The sequence below is a fragment of the Micromonospora sp. LH3U1 genome (assembly GCF_028475105.1).
Lineage (GTDB): Bacteria > Actinomycetota > Actinomycetes > Mycobacteriales > Micromonosporaceae > Micromonospora.
This window is the reverse complement of record NZ_CP116936.1, coordinates 5,389,579-5,413,660: the sequence shown is the minus strand read 5'-3', so window position 1 is coordinate 5,413,660 and position 24,082 is coordinate 5,389,579. Positions and strand designations below refer to the sequence as shown.

Below are 24,082 nucleotides of genomic sequence, written 5' to 3'. Positions count from 1 at the left end.
GGGCGATCAGGTCGGGCGCAGCCCGGCCAAGGCGGACAGAAGAGTGTCGCGAGGGGTTGGGGAAGTGGACCGTCAGCAGGAGTTCGTCCTCCGGACGCTGGAAGAGCGGGACATCCGGTTCGTCCGGCTGTGGTTCACCGACGTGCTGGGCACGCTCAAGAGCGTGTCGGTGGCGCCCGCCGAGTTGGAGGCGGCCTTCGAGGAGGGCATCGGCTTCGACGGCTCGGCCATCGAGGGCTTCGCCCGGGTCTTCGAATCGGACATGGTGGCCATGCCCGACCCGACCACCTTCCAGGTCTTTCCCTTCGAGGGCGGGGTCAGCGGCGAGAGCGCCCGGATGTTCTGCGACATCCTGCTGCCCGACGGCGGTCCCTCCTGGGCCGACCCCCGGCACGTGCTGCGCCGCGCGCTGTCCAAGGCCGCCGAAAAGGGCTTCACCTTCTACACCCACCCCGAAATCGAATTCTTCCTGCTGGAGAACGGTCCGCAGGACGGCTCGGTGCCCACCCCGGTCGACACCGGCGGCTACTTCGAGCACACCACGCACGCCGTGGCTCGGGACTTTCGCCGCCAGGGCGTGCTCGCGCTGGAGCGGATCGGCATCTCGGTGGAGTTCAGCCACCACGAGGTCGCACCCGGCCAGCAGGAGATCGACCTGCGCTACGCCGACGCGCTGACCACCGCCGACAACATCATGACCTTCCGGCACGTGGTCAAGGAGGTCGCGCTCTCCACCGGAGTGCAGGCCAGCTTCATGCCGAAGCCGTTCACCGACCAGCCGGGCAGCGGGATGCACACCCACCTGTCGCTGTTCGAGGGGGAGCGCAACGCCTTCCACGACGGCGGCGACCCGATGAAGCTCTCCAAGGTGGCGAAGTCGTTCATCGCCGGCCTGCTGGTGCACGCTCGGGAATACACCGCGGTCACCAACCAGTGGGTCAACTCGTACAAGCGGCTCTTCCCGCAGGCCCTGCCGGACCGGATCACCGAGAGCCCGGCGTACGTCTGCTGGGGTCACCTGAACCGGTCCGCGCTGGTCCGGGTTCCCGCCTACGGCAAGCCCAACTCGGCCCGGGTCGAGGTCCGTTCACTGGACTCGGCGGCCAACCCGTACCTCGCCTTCGCGGTGCTGCTCGGCGCCGGCATGAAGGGCATCGAGGAGGGGTACGAGCTGCCGCCGGGTGCCGAGGACGACGTCTGGTCGCTGACCAGCGCCGAGCGACGCGCCATGGGCTACGAAGCGCTGCCGGAGAACCTCGCCGAGGCGATCGACGTGATGTCCGGTTCCGAACTTGTCGCCGAGGTGCTCGGCGAGCACGTCTTCGACTTCTTCCTGCGCAACAAGCGGGCCGAGTGGGAGCAGTACCGCCGCGAGGTCACCCCGTACGAGCGGCAGCGCTACCTGGCGCTGTAGCCGCAGGGGCTGACGCGGTTGCGCGCTGCCGCTATCGTCTCGATCACCGCGCCGGTACCCCCTCCGGGCGGAGAGTCGGGAGGCAAGTCGGTGCTGGAGGATCTGCTCAGCGGTGCCTGGCAGAGCGTCGTGTTCGGGATCGTGGGCGTCGGGCTCATGGCGGCCGGGTTCGGGTTGGTCGACCTGCTGACCCCGGGCCGGTTGCGGGACCTGATCTGGGTGGACCGCAACGCCAACGCGGGGCTGCTGCTCGCCGCCAACCAGCTCGGCATCGCCGGGATCGTGTTCACCGCGATCCTGACCAGCTACAGCGACTTCGGCAGAGGGCTCGCCTCCACCGTGGTGTTCGGGCTGGTCGGGTTGGCCATCATGGCGCTGGCCTTTGTGGTGCTGGACCTGCTCACCCCGGGCAAGCTCGGCGAGGTCATCTGCTCGCCCGAGCCGCACCCGGCGGCCCGGGTGAGCGCCGCCACCCACTTCGGTGCCGCGCTGATCGTCTGCGCCTGCATCGCCTGAGCGCGCTCGTCGCACCCCGGTCCGTCGTACCCCGGCCGTAGCGTGCCGGGCATGAACCGCACGGACCGTCTCTACGCGCTGGTCGAGGAGTTGCGGGCGGTGTCGCCACGGCCGCGCAGCGCCCGCTGGCTGGCCGCGCGCTTCGAGGTGAGCAGTCGGACCATCGAACGGGACCTCGGCGCGTTACAGGAGTCCGGCGTGCCGATCTGGGCCGAGTCCGGGCGCACCGGCGGCTACGTGCTGGACCGCGCCCGCACCCTGCCGCCGGTCAACCTGACCGCCGCCGAGGCGGTGGCGATGGCCGTCGCGTTGCATCGGCTCGCCGGCACGCCGTTCGCCGGGCCGGGTGCCACCGCGCTGCGCAAACTGGTGGCCGTGCTGCCGGCCGCCGACGCCGCCGAGGCGCACCGGCTCGCCGGCCGCGTGCACCTGGTCGGCGACGGGCCGGCCACGCCCGTCCCGGCCACCGTCGCCGACGCGGTCGCCGCGCGGCGGGTGCTGCGCATCCGGTACGCCGACCGCGCCGGCACCGACTCGGTTCGTGACGTCGAGCCGCTCGGCTACCTCGGCAACCCACGACACTGGTACCTGCTCGCCTGGTGCCGGCTCCGCGACGAGCTGCGGTGCTTTCGTACCGACCGGATCCAGAGCGTCCAGGCGCTGCCCGACGTGGTGGTCCGGGAGTTCCGCCCGACGGATCTCGACATCCCGGCCGAGCGGGTGCGGCCGCTGAGCCTGGTCTGAGCCGCACCGGTGCGACGGCCCCGGGCCGGGGCGTGTCGGCCCTGGGCCGGGCCTTGTCGGCCCTGGGCCTGCCGGCACCGACCCCGTCAGGTAATCCGGAAACACCGACAGGACGGTGTCGCGGACGACCCCGAGACTGCTCCAGACGACGGCCGAACGACCGGCCGGGGAAACTCTGGAGGCAGCAGATGTCCACGACGCCCATCACCTGGTTCGAGATCGGCACCAACCAGCCGGACGAGGCGGAACGGTTCTACGGCGAGCTGTTCGGCTGGACCTTCGAGGAGCAGGGCTCGGCCAACGGCGGGTCCTACCGCGTCACCGGGGCCGGTGGCGACACCGGGATCGGTGGAGCGATCCGGGGCACCGACGGGACGTCGCCCAATTACGCGGTGTTCTACGCGGAAGTCGCCGACGTGGCAGAGACCTGCCGCCGGGCCGAGGCGGCCGGCGGCAAGGTGCTGGTGCCGGTACGCACCGCGCCGAGCGGGCTCACGCTCGCCCACCTGCTCGATCCGGCCGGGAATCACCTGGGCGTGTTCACGCCGCCACCCACCCAGGGCTGACGGGGACGACGGACCGCCGCGTCTCGGTGGGGATCGGTGGCCGCCGCTCATCCCGGTCTGATCGACTCCAGACGACGGATGGGGCGGTGCCCACATGTCGTGGACACCGCCCCATCGCGCGGAACGGAGTGGATCAAGCGGATCCGCCGGGGCGGGACCGCCGTGGGTCACTCGCTGGGCGTGGCCTCGGGAGCGTCCTGCTGGTCGGAGCCCTGCGGGGCACCCTGACCGTCGGCGCCACCCTTGTCAGCGTGGCCACCCGGGCCACCCTTGTGACCGGGGCCACCCTTCTCACCCGGGCCACCCTTGCCGCCCGGGCCGGTGAGGACGCCGGCCTCGCTGGCAGCGGTGATGGCGTCGGCCTGCTCCTGAGTGATCTTGCCGTCCTTGACCGCCTGGTCCAGCCGCTCCTTGAGGGCGGCCTGGCGGTCCTCGGCGGACGGGCGCTCCGGCCGGTCGGCCGGCTTGTGCTGCTCACGCAGCTTCTCCAGCGCGGCGGTCACCTTCTCGGTGGGAACGCCCAACTCCTTGGCGAGCGACTCGGCGAACTCGCCCTGCCGGTCGCCCTTCTTGTCGGTCTGCCGGTCCTGCTGCTGCGGCTGCTCGCTGCTGCTGGCGCTCGGCGTCGGGGTGCCCCCGTCAGCGGCGAACGCCATCGTGGGGGCGGCGATCCCCACGCCGAGCACACCGGCGGCAGCCACGCTGGCCAGCAGGTGCTTCTTCGACATCGTGCGGAACATCGGTCCTCCAGGTTGTCGTTGGTGCTGCGATGACGTCACCGACAGTGACCGGGAAGTCTGGGTGGAGCCCATGGCGACCCTGTCAGCGGGCTGACAATTCCAGACCGGCAGCCGGACAAACCGGTTGCAACGTCGTCGTTTGTGCGGGCAGGGTGGAAAACCCCCCGACGAAAGGATCACGCCTCGTGACAACCGCCGAGATTCGTGAGATCCCGCTCGCCGCAGCGGGCGCCGGTCCGTACGGCGTCACGGTCGGCCCCGACGGCGCGCTCTGGCTGACGCTGGTCCACGCCGGTGCGATCGCCCGGTTGGCTCCCGACGGCGCGGTGCGGACCTACCCGCTGGATCCGGCCGGCGGCCGACCGCTGATCATCACCAGCGGACCGGACGGCGCCCTCTGGTTCACCCGCTCCGGGGACGACCGGATCGGCCGGATCAGCGTCGACGGCGAACAGCGAACGGTCGCCCTGCCGGCCGGCACCGGGCCGGGCGGCATCGCGGTCGGCCCCGACGGCGCACTCTGGTACGCCGGAATGACCTCCGACACGATCGGCCGGGTGGACACCGACGGCGCGGTCACCGCGTTCCCGCTGCCGGTGACCGGCGGTATGCCCTCGATGATCACCGCGGGCCCGGACCAGGCGCTCTGGTTCACCCTCAACCAGGCGAACGCGATCGGTCGGATCGACCTCGCCGGCGCGGTGACCCTGCACCCGCTGCCCACCGAGAGCGCCGGCCCGGTCGGCATCACCCTCGGCGGTGACGGCGCGCTCTGGTTCGTGGAAATCGCCGCCGGTCAGCTCGGCCGGATCACCTCGGACGGCGAGGTGGCCGAGTTCCCGTTACCGGACCGGGCGGCCCGCCCGCACGCGATCGTGGCCGACCCGGCCGGCGGCGCCTGGTTCACCGAGTGGGGTGCCAACCGGATCGGCCACCTCGACCACGCCGGACGGATCGACGGCTACGACCTGCCCACCCCGGCCGCCGAGCCGCACGGCATCACGGTCGCCCCCGACGGTGTGGTCTGGGCCGCCCTGGAGATCGGCCCAGTCGCCCGCCTCACCCCCACCCTCACCCCCACCCCGGCTAGTTGATCAAGAGGTTTGCGTCAGGATCCCGCCCGGGAATGACGCAAACCTCTTGATCACCGGGGGCACCGGACGGCGGGGGGGGGGGGGCACCGGACGGCTGGGGTTACCGGACGGCTGGGGTTACGGAGAGGGTGGCGGTGGTGGTGTCCAGGGTGGCTTGGGTGCCTACCGGGACGGTTAGCTGGTTGGGGCCGTGACCGATCGGCAGGCCGCCGAGCACCGGTACGCCCAGGTCGCCCAGGCGTTCGGTGAGTACGTCGGCGATCGTGGTGTCCCAGCCGTCGCCGCAGTTGGTGAACTGCCCGACCGCCACCCCGGCCAGCCCGTCCAGCGCTCCGGCCCGGCGCAGGTGGGTGAGCATCCGATCGACCTTGTACGGGGGCTCCTGCACGTCCTCGATCAACAGCACCGCACCGGTCAGGTCGGGCAGGTCCGGCGTACCGATCGACGCGGCGATCATGCACAGGTTGCCGCCGAGCAGGGTGCCGGTGGCGCGACCCGGGACGCGTACGCCGAAGGTGTCCTCGGTGGGCACCGCGGCGACCGACACCGGCTCGGTCGTCATCAGCGCCGCGTGCAGGGACTCGGCGGAGCGCAGCGGGGTCCGCTCGTCCCGCCAGGCCGCCCCCGGGCCGTGCACCCCGGCCAGCCGGGCACCCCGCCACAATGCGAACTGCAACGCGGTGATGTCCGAGAAGCCGGCCACCACCTTGGGGTCGCGGCGCACGGCGGCCATGTCGATGGCGTCCACGATCCGCTGGGCGCCGTATCCGCCCCGGGTGCAGATCACCCCGCGTACCTTCGGGTCGGCGAACGCCGCGTTCAGGTCGGCGGCGCGCAGCTCGTCGGTGCCGGCGAGGTAGCCGTGGCGGGCGTACGCGTTCGGGGCCGGCACCGGCCGCAGACCCCAACCGATGAGCAACTCCATGCCCCGGGCCACCCGCTCCGGCGAGGTCGGCCCCGACGGCGACACCAGCAGCACCGTGTCACCCGGGCGCAGCACGGGCGGGCGGACGGCGGGGGTGTCCTCGCTGATCACAACCGCAGAGCCTAACGAGCACCACGGCGGCGCGGGCCTGTGGCGGGGCGTGGCACCACGTGGTGCACCGGCTAGCCTCGACGGGTGGCAACCGCGCTGGTGATCGAGAACGACCCGACGGACGATGCGCGCCGGCTGGGTGAGTGGCTGACCGAGGCTGGGCTGGAGCTGTGGGTGGTTCGCCCGCACGCCGGCGACGAGCTCCCCGCCGACCTGGAGGGGTACGCGGCGCTGGTGGTGCTCGGCGGCGACCAACAGGCGTACCCGCTGCCGGACGGCTCGCCCGGCGCACCCTGGTTCCCCGCCGTGGAGGGCCTGCTGCGCAAGGCGGTCCGGTACCGGGTGCCCACCCTGGCCGTCTGCCTGGGCGCGCAGCTGCTCGCGACCGCGCACGCCGGGCTGGTCGAGCGGAGTCCGTCCGGGCCGGAGATCGGCCCCGGTGTGGTCGGCCGGCGTGACGCCGCCGAGGGTGACCCGTTGTTCCGGTACGTGCCGTTGATCCCGGACGTGCTCCAGTGGCACTCCGACGAGATCACCGAGCTGCCCCGGGGCGCCACGCTGCTGGCCGCGTCCACCCGCTACCCGCACCAGGCGTTCCGGCTCGGCGACCGGGCATGGGGGTTGCAGTTCCACATCGAGTGCGACGCCGCGATGATCGCCGACTGGGCCACCGACTCGACCCAGCTCGCCGAGCTGGGCTACGACCCGGAGCTGGTCGTCGCGGCCTGCGCCTCGGTGCTGGCCGACGTCGAGGAGGTCTGGCAGCCGTTCGCCGCCCGGTTCGCCGCGCTGGCCCTCGGCGAGCTGGACGACAGCACGACGCGGCGCGGCCTGCCGTTGCTCGGGCACTGATGAGCCGGCCGAGCAGGGCGCCGGGCCGACTCGCCCGGTACGGCTTCGGCACCGCCGACGGCGACGACGGCGGGCGCGCCGCGGACCTGCTCGGCCCGGACGGGCTGCGCCTGTGGCAGCCGGTCGAGCAGGAGCCGGTCGACGAGGTGGCCGCCGAACTGCTCGCCGCCCTGTCCCGGGCCGCCGACCCGGATCTGGCGCTGCGTCAGCTGCACCGCATCGTCGAGGCTGAACGCCGCACCAGCGGCGGCACCGAACGCCGCACCGACGGCGTTACCGCCGGGCCAGGGCTGTTGGCGGAGCTGCACACCGACCCGGGGCTGCGGCGGCGGCTGATCGCGGTGCTCGGCGCCTCGTCGGCCCTCGGCGATCACCTGGTGGCCCATCCCGAGCACTCCTCGACGCTGCGTACCGCCCCGGACGGGCTCGCGCCGATCGCCGAGGGGCGGCTGGAGCCGACCGACGGTGGCAACCCGGTGGCGGTGCTGCGGACCGCGTACCGGTTGGCGTTGCTGCGGATCGCGGCGGCCGACCTGACCGGCGGGCGCGGCCTGGAGCAGACCATGGCCGCGCTCTCCGCGCTGGCCGACGCGACGCTGGCCGCGGCGTACGAGATCGCCGTCGCGGAGCTGGCGGAGGGCACCGAGCGGCCCCGGCTCGCGGTCGTGGCGATGGGCAAGTGCGGCGGCGGCGAGTTGAACTACGTCTCCGACGTGGACGTCATCTTCGTGGCCGCCGAGGACGCCGACCTGTCCGCCGCGACCCTGGTGGCGACCCGGCTGATCCACATCTGTGGGCTGGTGGCCTGGCCGGTGGACGCCGCGCTGCGCCCCGAGGGTAATCGTGGCCCGCTGGTGCGGACCCTCGCCAGCCACCTGGCCTACTACCGCCGGTGGGCGCGCACCTGGGAGTTCCAGGCGCTGCTGAAGGCCCGCCCGGCCGCCGGTGACCTGCCGCTGGCCCAGGAGTGGATCGACGAGCTCGCGCCGCTGGTCTGGCGGGCGGCCGAGCGGCCCGAGGCGGTCGAGGACGTCCGCGCCATGCGGCGCCGGATCATCGACCACATCCCGCCGAAGGAGTTGGAGCGCGAAATCAAGCGCGGCCCCGGCGGGCTGCGGGACATCGAGTTCGCCGTCCAGTTGCTGCAACTCGTGCACGGCCGCGGTGACGAGACGCTGCGCGCGCCCGGCACCATCCCGGCGCTGCGCGCGCTCGTCGCCGGTGGCTACGTCGGTCGGGCAGACGGAGAGGCGCTGCTGCGCGGCTACCGCTTCCTGCGCAGCGTCGAGCACCGGCTCCAACTGCAGGGCCTGCGTCGTACGCACACCGTGCCCGCCGAGCCGGGCGCGTTGCGCTGGCTCGCCGCCGCGTTGGGTTTCACGGCAACGCCGGGGCGCAGCGCCGTGGAGAGCTTCCGGGCCGAGTGGGTCACCCACGCCGCCGAGGTACGCCGGCTGCACGCCAAACTGCTCTACCGGCCGCTGCTGGAGTCGGTGGCCCGGGTGCCGGCCGACGGGCTGCGCCTCACCCCGGAGGCGGCCCGGCACCGGTTGGAGATCCTCGGCTTCGCCGACCCGGCCGGGGCGTTGCGCCACCTACAGGCACTCACCGGCGGGGTGAGTCGCACGGCGGCGATCCAGCGGACCCTGCTGCCGGTGCTGCTCAGCGAGTTCGCCGACGCGCCGGAGCCGGACCGGGGGCTGCTCAACTACCGGAAGGTCTCCGACAAACTGGGCAGCACCCCCTGGTATCTGCGGCTGCTGCGCGACGGCGGCCCGGTCGCCCGTCGGCTGGCCCGGGTCCTCGCCCTGTCCCGGTACGTCGCCGACCTGCTCGCCCGCGACCCGGAGGCGCTGCGGCTGCTGGCCGAGGAGAACGAGCTGGTGCCGCGCTCCCGCGAGGTGTTGCGGGAGGGGTTCCTCGCGGCGGCGGCCCGGCACACCGACCCGGTCGAGGCCACCCGCGCGGTGCGCGCGTTGCGACGTCGGGAGCTGGTGCGGGTGGCCTGCGCCGACGTGCTCTGCCGGGCGGGCGCGCTCGCGCCCACCCCCACCCCCACCCGGCCGGACGGCGCGAACCGGCCCACTCCCGGGCTGGCCGACATCACCGAGGTCGGTACGGCGCTCGCCGACGTCACCGATGCCACCCTGGCCGCCGCGTTGCGCGCCGCCCAGACCAGTCAGCCGGTGATGCCCGGGCTGCGGTTCGCGGTGATCGGCATGGGACGGCTCGGCGGGTACGAGTCGAACTACCTCTCCGACGCCGACGTGCTGTTCGTCTACGACCCGCCCGCCGGGGCGAGCGAGAGCGCCGCCAGCGCCGCCGCTCGTGCGATCGCCGAGGAGCTGCGCCGACTGCTCGGCGTGCCCGCCCCCGATCCGCCACTGGGCGTCGACGCCGACCTGCGCCCGGAAGGCCGGCAGGGTCCGCTGGTCCGCAGCCTCGCCGCGTACGCGCAGTACTACGCCCGCTGGTCGCGGGTGTGGGAGGCGCAGGCGCTGCTGCGCGCCCGGTTCGTCTGCGGCGACGCCGACCTGGGCGCCGAGTTCGAGGCGATGATCGAGCCGGTGCGCTACCCGGCCGACGGGTTGACCCGCGAGCAGGTCGTCGAGATTCGGCGGATCAAGGCCCGGGTGGAGAATGAGCGGCTGCCCCGTGGCGCCGACCCGGCCACCCACACCAAGCTGGGTCGCGGAGGGCTCGCCGACGTGGAGTGGGCGGTGCAGCTCGTCCAGCTCCGACACGCGGGTGCTGTCCCGGAGCTACGCGGCACGCGTACCCTCGACGCTCTCGCGGCCGCCGAGCGGGCCGGCCTGATCGACCCGGCGGACGCCGCGGAGATGGCCGCCGGTTGGTCCCTGGCCGCGCAGGTCCGCAACGCGTTGATGCTGGTCCGGGGCCGGGCCGGCGACCAACTGCCCCGGCACGGGGTGGAACTGGCCGGCGTGGTCCGGCTGCTCGGCCGGGACGACCCGGGGGAGTTCCTCGACGAATACCTGCGCACCGCCCGCCGCTCGCGCGCCGCCGCGCAACGCGTGCTGGAGGCGTAGGGGCGTCAGCTGCCGAGCGTGTATTCGCCGGGGCGGGGGACCGTGACGGTGGTCCAGTCACCGGCGGCGGCGACGGTGGCGCCACCGGACGCGGTCAGCCAACGACTGTGCCGGACCCGGACCGCCACCGGGCCCCCGCTCGGGGCGCGGAAGGTCACCGTCGCTCCGTCGACGCGGACCAGCTCGGCGGGGGCGGCGACCAGCGGTGTCGGGTCGAGCACCGCCCAGACCCGCCAGTGCGGGCCGGACCAGACCGGCGTCAGGTACGGCAGGCCGCCCTCGACCAGCTCCGCCTCGGCCCGCCCCACCCAGGACAGCGGGGCGTCCGGCAGCGCCACGTACTGCACGGCGTTCTCGGCCAGCCACTCCCGGTAGGTGGTCGGGTTCAGCGATACGCCGGTGCCTGAGGCACCGGGCACGGTCGTGAAGAACAGCGGGTTGCGGTCGATGTCGGCCTGCCGCAGCCAACCCCGGGCCAGCGGCACCTCACCGAGCCGGGCCGCCTCCCAGTAGTTGCGCGTCGGCGGCACCTCGACCCGGCCGGTGAGCCGTTGCCCGGCCAGGAACGTCCTCAGCGGCGCGTGGTAGCCGGGCGCGCTGGTCGGATCGCCGATGCCGCGCAGGTCGGCGGGGACCACCGGCGGTTGCCAGACGCAGACCGCCACCAGCAGCGCGGTCAGGCCGACGCCGCCGACCAGCCGGGAACGGGTCGTTCGTGCCGCCCGGCGGGCCAGCCAGGCCGGCGGGCAGGCAGCCGCGGCCAGCAGCGGCAGCGCGAACATCGTGACCAGCCGGGTGGCGTTCAACCCCACCGGCGTGTGCACCAGGGCGGCGGTGAGCACCCCCACCGCGGAGAGCAGCGCGCCGAACCGCACCGGCCGGTACGCGACGAGTACGGCCACCACCAGACTTGTCAGCACCGCGCGCAGCGTGTCCGTGCGACTGATGTTCATCCAGCCGCCGTCGCCGAAGAGCAGCGCGGTCGCGGCCAGCGGCACGGCCGCCGCGACCCCGAGCGCCAGACCATCGGCGTACCGGCGGGTGAGCAGCAACGCGACACCCACGAGACCGACGAACAGGCCGGCCACCGGGCTCGTCGCCGAAGCCAGCAGCGCGGCGAGGGCGGCCAGCCCGAGCCGTCGACCCGGGGGTACGCCCCGACCGAGCGCGAGGAGGGCCGCCAGCCCGAACGCCACACCCAGGGCGTAGGTGACCCGGCCGGAGACCAGGTTGCCGGCCAGTGTGACCACCCCGACCAGGCTGCCCAGCAGCGGCCGGGGGACTGCGCTGCGGGTCAACAGCGCGGCCAGCGCGGCTGCCGACGCCACCAGCGCCAGAGCACCGGTCACCCGTACGCCGAGCAGCGCCATCACCGGCTGCGACACCAAGCTGTAGCCGAACTGCTGCACCCCGCCGTACCAGCGCAGATCCACCGGCGCCGCACCGTGGGCGGCGAAGAAGTCCGCCCGGGCGACCTGCGCGGCGAGGTCCGAGCCCATCAGCGGCAGAGCCAGCCAGAGCGCGCCGAGCACGGCGGCGGAACCGGTGGCCATCGCCACCACCCGACTGCGCCGCATGCCCACCTCCGTACCGCGACCACCGTACTGGCAGCATGTCCGGCGTGCCTCACCACCTCGCGCGTTGGATCGGACTGGCGGGCTCGGCGCTGCTCGCCGTCGCCGCGTTCCTCGGCGGCGCCCTACCCGGGTCACCCCTGCGCCCCACCCCGGTCAGCATCTGGCAGGGCCCGAACGGGCCGCTGGTCATCGCCGCCTGGCTGGTCGGCACCGCGCTGATGGCCTACGCCTGGTGGTCGCTGCGCGACACGGTGCCGTCGACCCGCTGGGCGCTGATCACCGTCGGGCTCTGGCTGCTGCCGGTGCTGATCGCGCCGCCGCTGGCGAGCCGCGACGTCTACGCGTACGCCTGTCAGGGCGCCAGCTACGCGGCCGGGATCAACCCGTACGAGCAGGGCGTCTCCGCACTGCCCTGCCCCTGGCTGGACACCATCTCGTACATCTGGCGGGACACCCCGGCACCGTACGGGCCGCTGTTCGTGGCGCTCTCCGGCGCGGTGGTCACCGCCACGGGCTCGCTCACCGGCGCGATCGTGGCGTTCCGGGTGATCGCGGTGGCCGGGGTCGCGCTGACCGCGGTCAGCCTGCCGGTGCTGGCCCGGCGGACCGGCGTCCCCGCGGGTCGGGCGATCTGGTTGGCGCTCGGCTGCCCCCTGGTCGCCGTACACCTGGTCTCCGGCGCGCACAACGACGCACTGATGGTCGGCCTGCTGGTCGCCGGGCTGGCGGTGATCGCCTCCCGGCCCGGCCGCCCCGGACCGCTGCTCGCCGGCGGCGCGCTGCTCGGCCTCGCCGCCGGGATCAAGGTGACGGCGCTGGTCGTGGTCCCGTTCGCGGCGCTGGCGGCGATCGTCGGCGGATACTCGATCCGGGCTCTGCTCCGGTACGGCGGATGGGTGGTCGGCGGCGCGGTAGCCGTCGTGGTCGGGGTGACCTTCGCGGCCGGGCTGGACTTCGGCTGGGTCGGCGGGCTGGCCCGAGGCGGCGACGTGATCGCCTGGACCTCACCGTCCACCGCCGTCGGGCAGACCATCGGCTACCTCGCGGTGCCCTTCGGCGGAAACATCGACGCGCTGCCGGTCACCCGGGGGATCGGCATGGCCGTGCTGGCGTTGCTGCTGGTCTGGCTCTGGTGGCGGGCCCGCACCCGGGAGCCGCTCTGGTACGCCGCCCTGGCGTTGGCCGCCACGGTCGCCCTCGCGCCACTGTTCCACCCCTGGTACTGGATCTGGCCCCTCGCGGTGCTGGCGGCCACCGCCCGGCGGACCGGGTGGTTCAGCCTGGTCGCCCTGGTCTCGTCGTTCCTGGTGCTGCCCGACGGCACCGGGCTGCCCCGCTACACCAAGACCGTCGGGGCCCCACTGATGACGCTGTTGGTGATCGTGCTGGTCATCCGGTTGATACGGTCGGCTCGGGCGGCCCGTCAGCCGGTCGCCGCCGACTGAGGGAAGGTGCGCCGGTGACCGCTCCCGGCGCGCCGCCTGGTCCGCCTTCTGGTCCGCTGCCGCCTGGTCCGCGGTTGGCTCGCTCCGCCCGGTACGGGGGACTGGCCGGCGCGGTCCTGCTCACCGTGGCCGGGTACCTCGGCGGGGCACTGCCCGACGCCCCGCTCGGCGCGACACCGGTGTCGATCTGGCGAGCCCCGGGCGGCCCGGCGACGCTGACCTCCTGGCTGGTCGGCACCGCACTGCTGGTCGGGGCATGGTGGTCGTTGCGCGCGGGCGCCCCGTCGACCCGCTGGGCGTACGCCACCGCCGGGCTGTGGGCGCTGCCGCTGCTGGTCGCGCCGCCGCTGGGCAGCCGGGACGTCTACTCGTACGCCTGCCAGGGCTGGACGTACGCGCATGGCGTCGACCCGTACGCGGTGGGAGTGGCGGCGGCGGGCTGCCCGTGGGTGGACGCGGTGGCACCGATCTGGCGGGACACCCCGGCACCGTACGGGCCGGTGTTCGTGCTGCTCGCAGCACTCGCGGTCGGCCTCGGGGGCGGGCTCACCGGCACGGTCGTGCTGCTGCGCGTGATCGCCGTGGCGGGGCTGCTGCTGGCTGCGTTCTGCCTGCCCGGGTTGGCGCGGGCCGGCGGGGTGCCGACCCGGCGTGCGGCGTGGCTGGCGCTTGCCGGCCCGCTGGTCGGGGTGCACCTGGTGGCCGGGGCGCACAACGACGCCGTGATGCTGGGTCTGCTGCTGTGTGGGCTGCTGGTCGTGGTCCGCCGACCGGGCCGGCCGTCAGCGTTGCTGGTCGCCGGGGCGCTGCTCGGGCTGGCCGTGACGGTCAAGGCCAGCGCTGTGGTGGTGGCGCCCTTCGCCGCGCTGGCCGCGGTGCACGGTCGCTACACCGTACGGGCGCTGCTGCGCGACGGCGGCTGGCTGGCCGGCGGGCTGCTCGCCGCGTTGCTCGTCACCTCGGCGTTGTCCGGCCTCGGGTTCGGCTGGGTGGGCGGGCTGACCCACAGCGGTGACTCGGAGCAGTGGACGTCGCCGCCCACCGCCGTTGGCCTGGTCGTGGACTACGCCGGCGCGCTGGTCGGCCGGGACCCCGGGCGGTGCCGGTGGCCCGGACGGTCGCGCTGGTCCTGCTCGTCGGCGCGCTGGTGGTGCTCTGGTGGCGGGCCTGGCGGGCGCTGCGCGCCTTCAACGACGCCGGGCAGCGCAGGCCACGGGTGGCGTTGCAGGGGGCGGCGCTGGCGCTGGTCGCCACCGTCGTCCTGTCCCCGGTCTTCCACCCCTGGTACGCGACCTGGCCCCTGGCGCTGCTCGCACTCACCGCCATCAGGGCGACCTGGTTCGTGCTGCCGGCGGCGGTGGCGGCCTTCCTCGCCCTGCCCGACGGCACGAACCTGGCCCGCTTCACGAAGGCCCCCGGTGCGGTGGTGATGACCGCGCTGCTCCTGACCGTGCTCCTCCGCGCCTCGGCGCCTCCGGGTCGAACCCCGTCGATCAAGGTTGACGGGTGACAAATGGGACTAAACGTCCGGCTAGCTTCATGATCACCGGGCTTCGGAACCGAAGATCGTGCTCGAACCCGGATGTAGTGGCATCTCCCGTGCCGGACACCACTACATCCAGGATCGAGCACGATCTTGGGGCTTGGGGCGTGAACGCGGACCGGGCCGGCTCCGCGAATCGCGGAGCCGGCCCGGCCGGTGGTGAAGAGTGCTCAGCAGTCGTAGTACATGGCGAACTCGTGCGGGGTCGGGCGCAGGCGCACCGGGTCGACCTCGTTGGCGCGCTTCCAGTCCACCCAGGTGGAGATCAGGTCCGGGGTGAAGACGCCGCCGTCGAGCAGGTAGTCGTGGTCGGCCTCGAGCGAGTCGAGCACGGCCGACAGCGAGCCCGGCACCTGCTTGACGTCGCCCCACTCCTCCGGCGGGAGGTCGTACAGGTCCTTGTCGATCGGCGTCGGCGGCTCGATCTTGCTCTTGATGCCGTCCAGGCCGGCCATCATCATGGCCGAGAAGGCCAGGTAGACGTTGGCCGACGGGTCCGGAACGCGGAACTCGACGCGCTTGGCCTTCGGGTTGCTGCCGGTCACCGGAATGCGGGTGCAGGCGGAGCGGTTGCGCTGCGAGTAGACCAGGTTGACCGGCGCCTCGAAGCCCGGCACCAGGCGACGGTACGAGTTGACCGTCGGGTTGGTGAAGGCCAGCAGCGACGGCGCGTGGTGCAGCAGACCGCCGATGTACCAGCGGGCCATGTCGGACAGACCCGCGTAGCCGGTCTCGTCGTAGAAGAGCGGCTCACCATTGAGCCAGAGGCTCTGGTGGGTGTGCATGCCGGAACCGTTGTCGCCGAACAGCGGCTTGGGCATGAAGGTCGCGGTCTTGCCGTTGGCCCAGGCCTCGTTCTTCACGATGTACTTGAAGAGCTGGAGCTGGTCACCGGCGTGCAGCAGGGTCGAGAACCGGTAGTTGATCTCGGACTGACCGGCGGTGCCCACCTCGTGGTGCGAGCGCTCCACGTTGAAGCCGGTGTCGACGAGCCGGCGCACGATCGAGTCACGCAGGTCGGCGTAGTGGTCGACCGGCGGAACGGGGAAGTAGCCGCCCTTGTACGCGGTCTTGTAGCCGCGGTTGCCGCCCGGCTCCTCGCGCCCGGTGTTCCAGGCGCCCTCGATCGAGTCGATGTAGTAGAACGACTGATGCGCCGAGGTCTCGTGGCGGATCGAGTCGAAGATGTAGAACTCCGCCTCGGCGCCGAAGTAGGCGGTGTCGGCGATGCCGCTCGCCGCCAGGTACGCCTCGGCCTTCTTCGCCACGTTGCGCGGGTCGCGGCTGTAGGCCTCGCGGGTGAACGGGTCGTGGATGAAGAAGTTGAGCGCGAGCGTCTTCTGCGCGCGGAACGGGTCGATGAACGCGGTGGCGACGTCCGGGAGCAGGAGCATGTCCGACTCGTGGATCGCCTGGAAACCGCGGATCGACGAACCGTCGAACGCGAGGCCGTCGGTGAAGAGGTCGTCGTTGACGGACTCGACCGGCAGGTTGAAGTGCTGCATCACGCCGGGCAGGTCACAGAAACGAACGTCGACGAACTTCACGTCCTCGTTCTTGAGGTATCGCAGCAGTTCCTCGGGATTGGCGAACACACATCCTCCTGGCACGTCCACGGGGTGGCTAGGCTTCTGGCGACGCTATGGCCAAGCGGTTGCCCGGCCGTGTCTCCGTTGTTTCTGCCGTGTTACGTCCCTCGCGGAGCGTCAGCGACGCCCCTGTCCACGCCCTCGGCCCGCCGCGAAGGCCGTACCGACTGTGCCAGTCTAATGACATCTGATGCCTTTGGCCTGAATCGGCACGCAGTGGCGGCGGCACCTGGCAAGCCCTCATCCCGGCGCGGATACCCTTGACCGCTGTGACCAATCCGCACGCAACGGCAGCGCCGGCAACAGACCCCACCTTCACTCCGCCGACCCTCGGTCGGCGGTTCGGGGCGCTGATCATCGACTGGGTGCTCTGCCTGCTGGTGTCCAACTTCTTCGCCGACCCGGTACGCGACGGCTGGGCGCCGGTGCTGGTGCTGGTCCTGGAGTACGGCATCTTCCTCGGCCTGTTCGCCCAGACGCCGGGCATGTACATCACGAAGGTCCGCTGCGTGAACTGGCACGACGGTGGCCGGATCGGCGTGCTCCGGGGGCTGATCCGGGGCCTGCTGCTGGCCCTTGTCGTCCCCGCACTGATCATGGACGAGCACCGTCGCGGCCTGCACGACCGGCTCGCCGACTCGGTCATCGTCGACGCGCCGCGCGGCTGAGCCCGCCGAACAACGAGAAAGAGCCGGACCCGCGCGGGTCCGGCTCTTTTCAGGCGTACGCCAGAGGGGTCAGCGGCCCCGCGACTGGCGGGAGGCGCCCGGCGGCCGCATGTTCTTCGGGATCGCGCCCTTGGGCATCTGCGGCCGGGCGGTGAGCGCCTTGAGTCGCTTGTCCAGCGAGTTGACGTCCTTGCCGGAGAGCGCGCGGGGCAGGCGCAGGAGCGTCGTCCGCAGCTTGCGGATCGGCAGCTCGCCCTCCTCCTGCCCGATCACGTAGTCGTGCAGGGGAGCGGAGCCGATCACCTTGGACAGCCGGCGCTTCTCCTGCCCGAGCAGGCCGCGCACCCGCTGCGGGTTGCCCTCGGCCAGCAGGATCACGCCCGCGCGGCCAATCACCAGGTGGACCATGTCCATCTGGGTGGTCGAGCTGACGGCCGGGGTGACCCGCCAGTCGCCGCGCATGTTCTCCATGATCTGCGCCGCCGCGCCGGGCTGCCCCTCGGCGGCGTTCATCATCGCCTTGTTGGACCGTAGGTTGAGCACGATCAGCACCGCGAGCAGGATGAACAGGATGCCCAGCGGCAGCCAGATCCAGCCCCAGAGGATGACCGCGACCACGGTGAGGGCGAGCGGGAGGAGCACCGCGGCGGCGACCAACGGCGCGAACCACCGGTCCTGCTTGGCGGTGAACTGGAACACCATCCCGATCTGCTTCAGCCGCTGGCCGAACGAGACCTTCTCCTGGGGCTTTGCCATGCCGCAGAGTCTAGTGGTCGCCGCTCGCCCCGTTGATCCGCGTCCGGGTGCCCGGGTAGCTGAGTACCTTACGTCGCCGTACCCGCCCGGACGGGGCGCGTAAGGAGGGCGGCGGTCAGGAAGATGAGGCGCCGTGCCCATGCCCGGGTGGGGCCTTCGCGCGAAGAGTCGTCAGCAGAAGACGACGACGCCACGAAGGAGCCCGACATGTTCGGCAACGACGCAGACTTCCTGCTCTCCCTGCACCGTACCCACGCCGCCGAGCTGCGCGCCGAGGCGGCCGCGGAACGGCTCGCCCGGTCGCTGCCGCGTCCCGCCGGCCGCGGTTGGCTCGGCCGGCGCAAGCAGACCGCCCGCACCAACGACACCAGCCGGTGACCGCGCCCGCCGCGCTGGCCGGTCGAGTCGAGCCCGCCCCGCCGCCCGGCCACCGGCCGATCGGCGGGGCCGGCGTGGGGAGCCGTCGTGGCATGCTCGACCCCGTGACCGTACGCGCTGCCAGCTCCGTCCTCGTCGGCCGCCATCCTGAGATCGCGGCGTTGCGGGACGCGCTGGGCCGGGCACGTGCGGGGGAGCCCACCACCGTGCTGGTCGGTGGCGAGGCAGGCGTGGGTAAGACCCGTCTGCTGGACGAGTTCGCCGGCCGGGCCACCGACGGCGCAGCGCGGGTGCTGGTCGGCCAGTGCCTGGAGCTGGGCGAGGCGGGCCTGCCGTTCGCCCCGTTCGCTGCCGCACTCCGCGCGGTGCTGCGCGCCGACGGCCCCGAGGTCTTCGCCGGCTACGAGGCGGAGTTCGCCCCGCTGCTGCCGGAGCTGGGCCGGGCGTCCGCGGCGCTGGCCGCACCGCGCGCCGTGCCGGTCGGCGACGCCCCACGCGGCTACCTGTTCGACCTGGTCGCCGAGCTTTTCCAACGGCTCGCCGATGCTCGTCCGCTGGTGCTGATCATCGAGGATCTGCACTGGGCCGACCGCTCCACCCGCGACCTGATCGGCTTCCTGGTCCGGGTGGCCCGGCCGGGCCGGCTGCTGCTGGTGTGCACCTACCGCACCGACGAGTTGCAGCGCGGGCACCCGCTGCGCCCGTTCCTCGCCGAACTGGATCGGGCCCGCGGCGTGGAGCGGGTCGAGCTGGGCCGCCTGGACCGCGACGGCACCAGCGCGATCCTCGCCGACCTGCTCGGCGCCGAGCCGCCCGCCCGTGCCGTCGACGACATCCATGACCGCACCCAGGGCAATCCCTTCTTCATCGAGGAGTTGGCCGTCGCCGGTGGCCCGATCGGCTGCGCCGCGCTCCCCGAAACGCTGCGCGACCTGCTGCTGGCCCGAGTGGACCGGCTCCCCGAACCGGCCCAGCGGGTGCTGCGGATCGCCGCCGCCGGCGGCACCCGTTTCGCCCACGACCTGATCGCCGAGGTCGCCGGGCTCCCCGAGGCCGAGCTGGAGGACGCACTGCGCGCCGCCGTCGCCGCCCAGTTGGTGGTGGCCGATCGGGACGGTGACTACGAGTTCCGGCACGCGCTGGTCCGCGAGGCCGTGCACGACGAGTTGCTGCCCGGCGAACACGCCCGGCTGCACGCCCGCTTCGCCGCCGCCATCGAGGCCCAGCCGCACCTGGTCGCCGCCGGCCGGGCCCCGGCCGAGATCGCCCACCACTGGTACGCCGCGCACCACCACCCGCGTGCCCTCGTCGCCGCGCAAGCCGCGGCCTGCGCCGCCGCTGACCGGTACGCGTACGCCGAGCAGCGCCGGCTGCTGGAGCGGGCGCTGGAGCTGTGGGAGCTGGTGCCCGACGCCGCAGCCCTGCTCGGCATGGATCACCTGGCGTTGCTGGAGCAGACACTGGACGCCGCGGTCACCGCCGGCGACTTCAGCCGGGCGATCACCCTGACCCGGGCCGGCCTGGCCGAGGTGGACGCCGATGCCGCGCCGCTGCGCGCCGCACGCCTGCTGGACCAGCGGGGTCGACTGCTGGCGTTGCTCGGCAAGAGTGACGGCAGCCGCGAGCTGGATGAGGCGTACCGGCTGGCGGCCCGTGGCCCGGCCAGCGTGGAGCGGGTCCGGCTGCTTGCCGACATCGCCGCCCACCTGGTCAAGATCGATCCTGAGCAGGCGGCCCGGGTGGCCGCCGAGGCGAGCACGGACGCCGAGGCGCTCGGCGAGGAGCTGGTCCTGCTTCCGACGCGGATCGCCCTGCTCTGCCACCACGAGCGGGAGCGCGGGCTGGCCGAGCTGGGCGAGGCCGAGGCAGTCGCCCGGGCGGCGGGGGACACGTCGGCGCTGGTGCTCGCCAAGGTGTTCCAGTCGGACGTGCTCTGTGAGTTGGGCCGCTACGCCGAGTCCGCCGAGGCGGCCGAGGCCGGCGTGGCGGAGGCGCGGCGGGTGGGGATCAGCCGCTCCACCGGGGCGTACCTGCTGTCCAACCGGGCCGAGGCGCTGATCGCGCTGGGTCGGTGGGACGAGGCCGAGGCGGTCTTCGCGGAAGCGGCCCGGATCGACCTGTCCGGCGTCACCGTGCTGCACTGGCTCCAGCTCGGCGCCGGGCTGCGGCTGGCCCGCGCCCACCCGGGCGCCGACGAGCTGGTCGACCGGGCGCTCGCCTTCCTCGGCCGGCCCTACCTGTGGCCGAACCACCGGTTGCCCCTGCACGAGCTGGCGATCGAGGCGGCGCTGGTCGCCGACGACAAGGTCGAAGCGATCCGGGCGGCCCGTGTCGCAGTGGCCGACAAGAGCCTGCCGCAGCTGCCGCGCGAGGGCTGGCCGTTGCTCAACGCCGCCGCGCGTACCGCAGCCCGGGTGCGGGACCAGGAGCTGGCAGCCGCCGTGGCGGCGCTCGCCACCGACCTGCCCGTCCGGCACCCGGCGGCACGGGCGCACGCGGCCGAGGTTGCCGCACTGCTCGCGGTCGGCGACCAGGCGCTGCCGGCGTGGCGCGCGGCGGTCGATGCCTGGCGGGCCGACGGGCAGCCGCACCCGCTGGGCCGCGCGTTGCTGACGCTCGCTGAGACCGCCGCCGCCGCCGGGGAGCGCGACGAGACGGCGGCGGCGGTCACCGAGGCCGCCGAGATCGGCCGGCGGCTGGGTGCGGTGCCCCTCGCCGAGGCAGCCGCCACCCTGGCGAAGCGGGTCGGTCTGCGCACCGCCGGTCAGGGCGGGGCCGGCGTCGATCTGTTGACCGCTCGGGAGCAGGAGGTGCTGCGGCTTGTCGCCGAGGGGCACAGCAACAGCCGGATCGCCGAGCAGTTGTTCATCTCCCCGAAGACGGCCAGCGTGCACGTGTCCCGGATCATCGCGAAGCTGGGCGTGACCAACCGGGTGGAGGCCGCCGCCCTGGCGCACCGCCTCGGCCTGCTCGCCGCGCCCGCTGACCAGCTCACCTCGACAGGTAGATCCGCCAGCCGTCGATCGTGACAAGGTCCAGGCTGCCCGGCGTGGCGCGCTGCCGCTCGTCGAGCGCGTTCGCCAGCGGCGAGCCGGCCGGTGCGACCCAGGCCGGTGCCGCTGCCCCGTCCACCTCCCGCCGGTACGCGGGGTAGCGGTCGAAACCGGGGCGCAGCGTGTCGTCGACGACCGCGCAGACCACCCGCTCCGCACTGGCGAAGGTGAGCCGGTTGCAGGTCCAGTAGCCGGCGCGCACGTGCCGTACGCCGAGCTGACGCAGGGTGCTCACCAGCTCGGTGTGTCGGGCCTCGGCGGCCCGCGCCGCCGGGGCGGTCTCCGCTGCCTGCCAGGTGGCGAGGGCGGCGGTGCCCAGCGTGGCGGCGAGCAAGGCCAGCGCGACCGGCCGGGCCAGCGTCCACCCGCGTCGGTCGGTCGCCGACGACCGCAGACCGTGTCGGGCCGCCGTCCACACCGGCCAGAGCAGCGCCGGCAGGGAGATGAGCAGGCAGGACAGGTAGCGGGAACTCTCCACCGGGGTGAGCCCGGCGGCACTGCTCACCGTGTACGCGCCGAGGGTGGCCACCGCGGCGAGCACGAGCGCCAGCCGGATCGCCGCCCCCACCCGGGGCGCACGGCCCGCTGGGACGTCCGGGGCGGTGGGGTCGGCCGGGCTGGTGGGGTTGGCCGGGGAGGCAGGCGGCCGGCGGGTCGCCCGCCAGGCGGTGGCTGCGGCGACGGCAAGCAGCAGCGGCAGGGCGAGCGCCCACCACAGCTGCCAGGTGGCGCACTGCCCGGGCGCGCAGAAGCCCATGCCCAGCGGAGGGCCGAGCAGCAGGCCACCGTGCAGCCGGTCCGCCCAGCCCACGGTGGTGTTCGCACCGCTGGCGGCGAGCACCGCGTGCAGCGGGTTCCGCCCGTCGACCAGGCTGTGCAGCAGCAGCGGAGCCGCACCCAGCACGGCGGCCGCCCCGAGCAGCGCCCCGGCCACCCCGCGCAGCTCCCGACGGCAGAACCCGACGAGCACCGCCCCGGTCGCCACGACGTACGGCAGCACCAGCGGGTCGACCCAGAGCATCAGGCCGGCCAGGAACCCCCACGCCGCCCAGCGCGCCAGCCGCCACCCCGGCCGGCCGGAGGCCAGGTCCACGGCGAGTAGGGCCAGCGCCACGCCGGCCGCGTTCATCTCGGGGTAGCCGCCGCCAGCGATCAGCTGGTTCTTGATGACGCGGTCGGAGCCGAGGGCCAGCAGCGTCACCACCAGCAGCCCGAACCAACGGTCCCCGGTCAGCCGCAGCGTCAACTGCCAGGACAGCAGCAGGAACAGCACGTACAGCGCCAGCGTGGGCAGCCGCAGACCGAACAGCGAAGGCCCGCCGGCAAGGGCGAACACCGGCGCGGCCAGGTACGCCTCCAGGGTGCCCATGTACTGCTGGCCGTAGAACCAGACCGGGAAGCCCTCACCCCGGGCGATGTGCAGCGCGGCCAACCCCATGGTGGCCTCGTCGCTGTTCGTGGACGGCGCGGCGTGACCCAGCAGCCAGAGCCGGTAACCCACCCCGGCGAGCATGGCCAACCCGGTGAGCCAGCCGACCAACCCGGGACGCACGCCGGGCCGCGGGCGCGGGGGTCCGCGCCGCGCGGCTGCTGGCGTACGCCGACGGTCATCACAGGATCATGGCACCCGGACGGCGAACGGCCGTGCGGCGCTGCCGGCGGAGTCAGCCGGCGGTGGCGACCGAGGTGGCGGCGCGGGCGTCGAGGGCCTGCTGGTAGAGCCGGCCGGCCCGGTACGACGAACGCACCAGCGGCCCGCTCATCACCCCGGCGAAGCCGATCTCCTCGGCCTCCTCACGCAGCTCCACGAACTCCTCCGGCTTGACCCAGCGGGTCACCGGGTGGTGCCGGGGGGTGGGGCGCAGGTACTGCGTGATGGTGATCAGCTCGCAGCCGGCGTCGTGCAGGTCGCGCAGCGCCTGCGAGACCTCGGCCCGCTCCTCGCCCATGCCCAGGATGAGGTTGCTCTTGGTGACCAGGCCGTCGGCGCGAGCCTGCCGGATCACGTCCAGAGAGCGGTCGTAGCGGAACGCCGGCCGGATGCGCTTGAAGATGCGCGGCACGGTCTCCACGTTGTGGGCCAGCACCTCGGGGCGGGAGCCGAAGACCTCGGCCAACTGCTCGGGGACGGCGTTGAAGTCCGGGATCAGCAGCTCGACGCCGCAGCCGGGCTGCAGGGCGTGGATCTGTCGGACGGTCTCGGCGTACAGCCAGGCGCCGCCGTCGGGCAGGTCGTCACGGGCGACGCCGGTGATGGTGGCGTAGCGCAGCCCCATCGAGACCACCGACTCGGCGACGCGGCGCGGCTCGTCGGCGTCGAACTCGGCCGGCTTGCCGGTGTCGATCTGGCAGAAGTCGCAGCGCCGGGTGCACTGGTCGCCACCGATGAGGAAGGTCGCCTCCCGGTCTTCCCAACACTCGTAGATGTTGGGGCAGCCGGCCTCCTGGCAGACGGTGTGCAGCCCCTCACGCGAGACGAGCCCGCGCAGTTGGGTGTACTCCGGCCCCATCTTGGCCTTGACCTTGATCCACGGCGGTTTGCGCTCGATCGGCGTCTCGGCGTTGCGCGCCTCGATCCGCAGCAGACGCCGCCCCTCGGGGGCGGCCGTTGCGGTGCGCGCTGCCTGGCCGGTCGTCGGCGCGGAGTGCTCGATCGTCACGAAAACGAGCCTACGCCCGACGGCCATCGTCTATGTGCGTCGGGCGACCGGCGTCACGCCCCAGACGTTGTGACGCCGGACACCGGGCTGTTGAAATTCGGCGTCACACGCGACGGGTCCGGTGCTACGGTCACCGCCAACAGCGACGACGGAGCCGAGTAGCGCGCCGACCCGCCAGTGCAGAGAGCCGCCGGTGCTGAGAGGCGGTCTGGTGCCGGTGCGTGAAGACCCTCCCGAGCTGCGGGCAGAACGGCAGCAACGCCTAGTAGAGCCCGCCCGGTTGGCCCCGGTCATCAGGCGACGAACGAGGCTCCCGCTCCGGCGGGAGCGAAGGTGTGGTGGCACCGCGAGGTTCCCGCTCGCCCACACCTCCCTGGGGCTGATGCGACGCATCGCTTCCC

18 protein-coding genes and 1 pseudogene are annotated in these 24,082 nt (G+C 73.4%); 12 read left to right on the top strand and 7 right to left on the bottom strand.

What is annotated here, in order from left to right; translation table 11 throughout:
• Positions 1–64: 64 nt before the first annotated feature.
• From glnA (PCA76_RS24675) to PCA76_RS24660, 4 genes are all read left to right on the top strand, one after another.
• Positions 65–1,414 carry a type I glutamate--ammonia ligase gene (gene glnA / locus PCA76_RS24675; protein ID WP_272612823.1) on the top strand — a complete coding sequence of 450 codons (1,350 nt, stop codon included), beginning with the start codon at positions 65–67 and terminating at the stop codon, positions 1,412–1,414.
• A 90-nt stretch (positions 1,415–1,504) separates the two neighbouring features.
• Complete coding sequence (locus PCA76_RS24670) at positions 1,505–1,930, top strand: DUF350 domain-containing protein (RefSeq protein WP_272619588.1); 426 nt, start codon at positions 1,505–1,507, stop codon at positions 1,928–1,930.
• A 51-nt stretch (positions 1,931–1,981) separates the two neighbouring features.
• Positions 1,982–2,674 (top strand): helix-turn-helix transcriptional regulator, encoded by a 693-nt coding sequence (locus tag PCA76_RS24665; protein WP_272612822.1) that lies wholly within the window; start codon positions 1,982–1,984, stop codon positions 2,672–2,674.
• 188 nt (positions 2,675–2,862) lie between these two features.
• Positions 2,863–3,240 (top strand): VOC family protein, encoded by a 378-nt coding sequence (locus PCA76_RS24660; protein ID WP_272612821.1) that lies wholly within the window; start codon positions 2,863–2,865, stop codon positions 3,238–3,240.
• Between the two features lie 167 nt (positions 3,241–3,407).
• Here PCA76_RS24660 and PCA76_RS24655 read toward each other — a convergent pair whose 3' ends face one another.
• Complete coding sequence (locus PCA76_RS24655) at positions 3,408–3,980, bottom strand: hypothetical protein (protein WP_272612820.1); 573 nt, start codon at positions 3,978–3,980, stop codon at positions 3,408–3,410.
• A gap of 185 nt (positions 3,981–4,165) precedes the next feature.
• On the opposite strand from PCA76_RS24655, the gene PCA76_RS24650 reads away from it, so the two are divergent.
• Positions 4,166–5,074, top strand: coding sequence for a Vgb family protein (locus tag PCA76_RS24650; RefSeq protein ID WP_272612819.1), 909 nt, complete (start codon positions 4,166–4,168; stop codon positions 5,072–5,074).
• Positions 5,075–5,174: 100 nt separating this feature from the next.
• On the opposite strand, the gene PCA76_RS24645 is transcribed toward PCA76_RS24650, so the two are convergent.
• Entirely contained in the window at positions 5,175–6,110 is a 936-nt protein-coding gene (locus PCA76_RS24645) for a S66 peptidase family protein (RefSeq protein ID WP_272612818.1), read from the bottom strand.
• Positions 6,111–6,194: 84 nt separating this feature from the next.
• Between PCA76_RS24645 and PCA76_RS24640 the strand changes: the two genes are divergently transcribed.
• Both PCA76_RS24640 and PCA76_RS24635 read left to right on the top strand, forming a co-directional pair.
• Complete coding sequence (locus tag PCA76_RS24640; RefSeq protein WP_184177285.1) at positions 6,195–6,962, top strand: type 1 glutamine amidotransferase; 768 nt, start codon at positions 6,195–6,197, stop codon at positions 6,960–6,962.
• A complete protein-coding gene (locus tag PCA76_RS24635) occupies positions 6,962–10,012 on the top strand; it encodes a bifunctional [glutamine synthetase] adenylyltransferase/[glutamine synthetase]-adenylyl-L-tyrosine phosphorylase (protein ID WP_272612817.1) in 3,051 nt (1,016 codons plus the stop codon). The genes PCA76_RS24640 and PCA76_RS24635 overlap by 1 nt, the downstream gene beginning before the upstream one ends.
• Positions 10,013–10,017: 5 nt before the next feature.
• On the opposite strand, the gene PCA76_RS24630 is transcribed toward PCA76_RS24635, so the two are convergent.
• Positions 10,018–11,589, bottom strand: a complete 1,572-nt coding sequence (locus PCA76_RS24630) for a hypothetical protein (protein ID WP_272612816.1) — start codon at positions 11,587–11,589, stop codon at positions 10,018–10,020.
• Positions 11,590–11,624: 35 nt separating this feature from the next.
• Here PCA76_RS24630 and mptB (PCA76_RS24625) point away from each other — a divergent pair, with 35 nt between their 5' ends.
• Positions 11,625–13,034 carry a polyprenol phosphomannose-dependent alpha 1,6 mannosyltransferase MptB gene (mptB, locus tag PCA76_RS24625; protein WP_442930155.1) on the top strand — a complete coding sequence of 470 codons (1,410 nt, stop codon included), beginning with the start codon at positions 11,625–11,627 and terminating at the stop codon, positions 13,032–13,034.
• A 14-nt stretch (positions 13,035–13,048) separates the two neighbouring features.
• Positions 13,049–14,544: pseudogene (mptB, locus tag PCA76_RS24620) on the top strand (polyprenol phosphomannose-dependent alpha 1,6 mannosyltransferase MptB).
• A gap of 203 nt (positions 14,545–14,747) precedes the next feature.
• Here mptB (PCA76_RS24620) and glnA (PCA76_RS24615) read toward each other — a convergent pair.
• A complete protein-coding gene (gene glnA, locus PCA76_RS24615; protein ID WP_272612814.1) occupies positions 14,748–16,172 on the bottom strand; it encodes a type I glutamate--ammonia ligase in 1,425 nt (474 codons plus the stop codon).
• Between the two features lie 263 nt (positions 16,173–16,435).
• Between glnA (PCA76_RS24615) and PCA76_RS24610 the strand changes: the two genes are divergently transcribed.
• Complete coding sequence (locus PCA76_RS24610) at positions 16,436–16,834, top strand: RDD family protein (protein ID WP_272612813.1); 399 nt, start codon at positions 16,436–16,438, stop codon at positions 16,832–16,834.
• 69 nt (positions 16,835–16,903) lie between these two features.
• Here the strand turns inward: PCA76_RS24610 and PCA76_RS24605 are convergent, their stop codons facing one another.
• Positions 16,904–17,590, bottom strand: coding sequence for a DUF4191 domain-containing protein (locus PCA76_RS24605; protein WP_272612812.1), 687 nt, complete (start codon positions 17,588–17,590; stop codon positions 16,904–16,906).
• Positions 17,591–17,797: 207 nt separating this feature from the next.
• Between PCA76_RS24605 and PCA76_RS24600 the strand changes: the two genes are divergently transcribed.
• Both PCA76_RS24600 and PCA76_RS24595 read left to right on the top strand, forming a co-directional pair.
• Positions 17,798–17,968 carry a hypothetical protein gene (locus tag PCA76_RS24600; RefSeq protein WP_272612811.1) on the top strand — a complete coding sequence of 57 codons (171 nt, stop codon included), beginning with the start codon at positions 17,798–17,800 and terminating at the stop codon, positions 17,966–17,968.
• 92 nt (positions 17,969–18,060) lie between these two features.
• On the top strand, positions 18,061–20,997 hold the full coding sequence (locus tag PCA76_RS24595; protein WP_272612810.1) for a helix-turn-helix transcriptional regulator: 2,937 nt from the start codon (positions 18,061–18,063) through the stop codon (positions 20,995–20,997).
• Here PCA76_RS24595 and PCA76_RS24590 read toward each other — a convergent pair.
• The gene (locus PCA76_RS24590; RefSeq protein WP_272612809.1) at positions 20,960–22,573 is read right to left on the bottom strand and encodes a hypothetical protein; all 1,614 of its coding nucleotides are present in this window, start codon (positions 22,571–22,573) and stop codon (positions 20,960–20,962) included. The genes PCA76_RS24595 and PCA76_RS24590 overlap by 38 nt on opposite strands.
• A 112-nt stretch (positions 22,574–22,685) precedes the next feature.
• Positions 22,686–23,708, bottom strand: a complete 1,023-nt coding sequence (gene lipA / locus PCA76_RS24585) for a lipoyl synthase (RefSeq protein WP_272612808.1) — start codon at positions 23,706–23,708, stop codon at positions 22,686–22,688.
• Between the last annotated feature and the right edge of the window lie 374 nt (positions 23,709–24,082).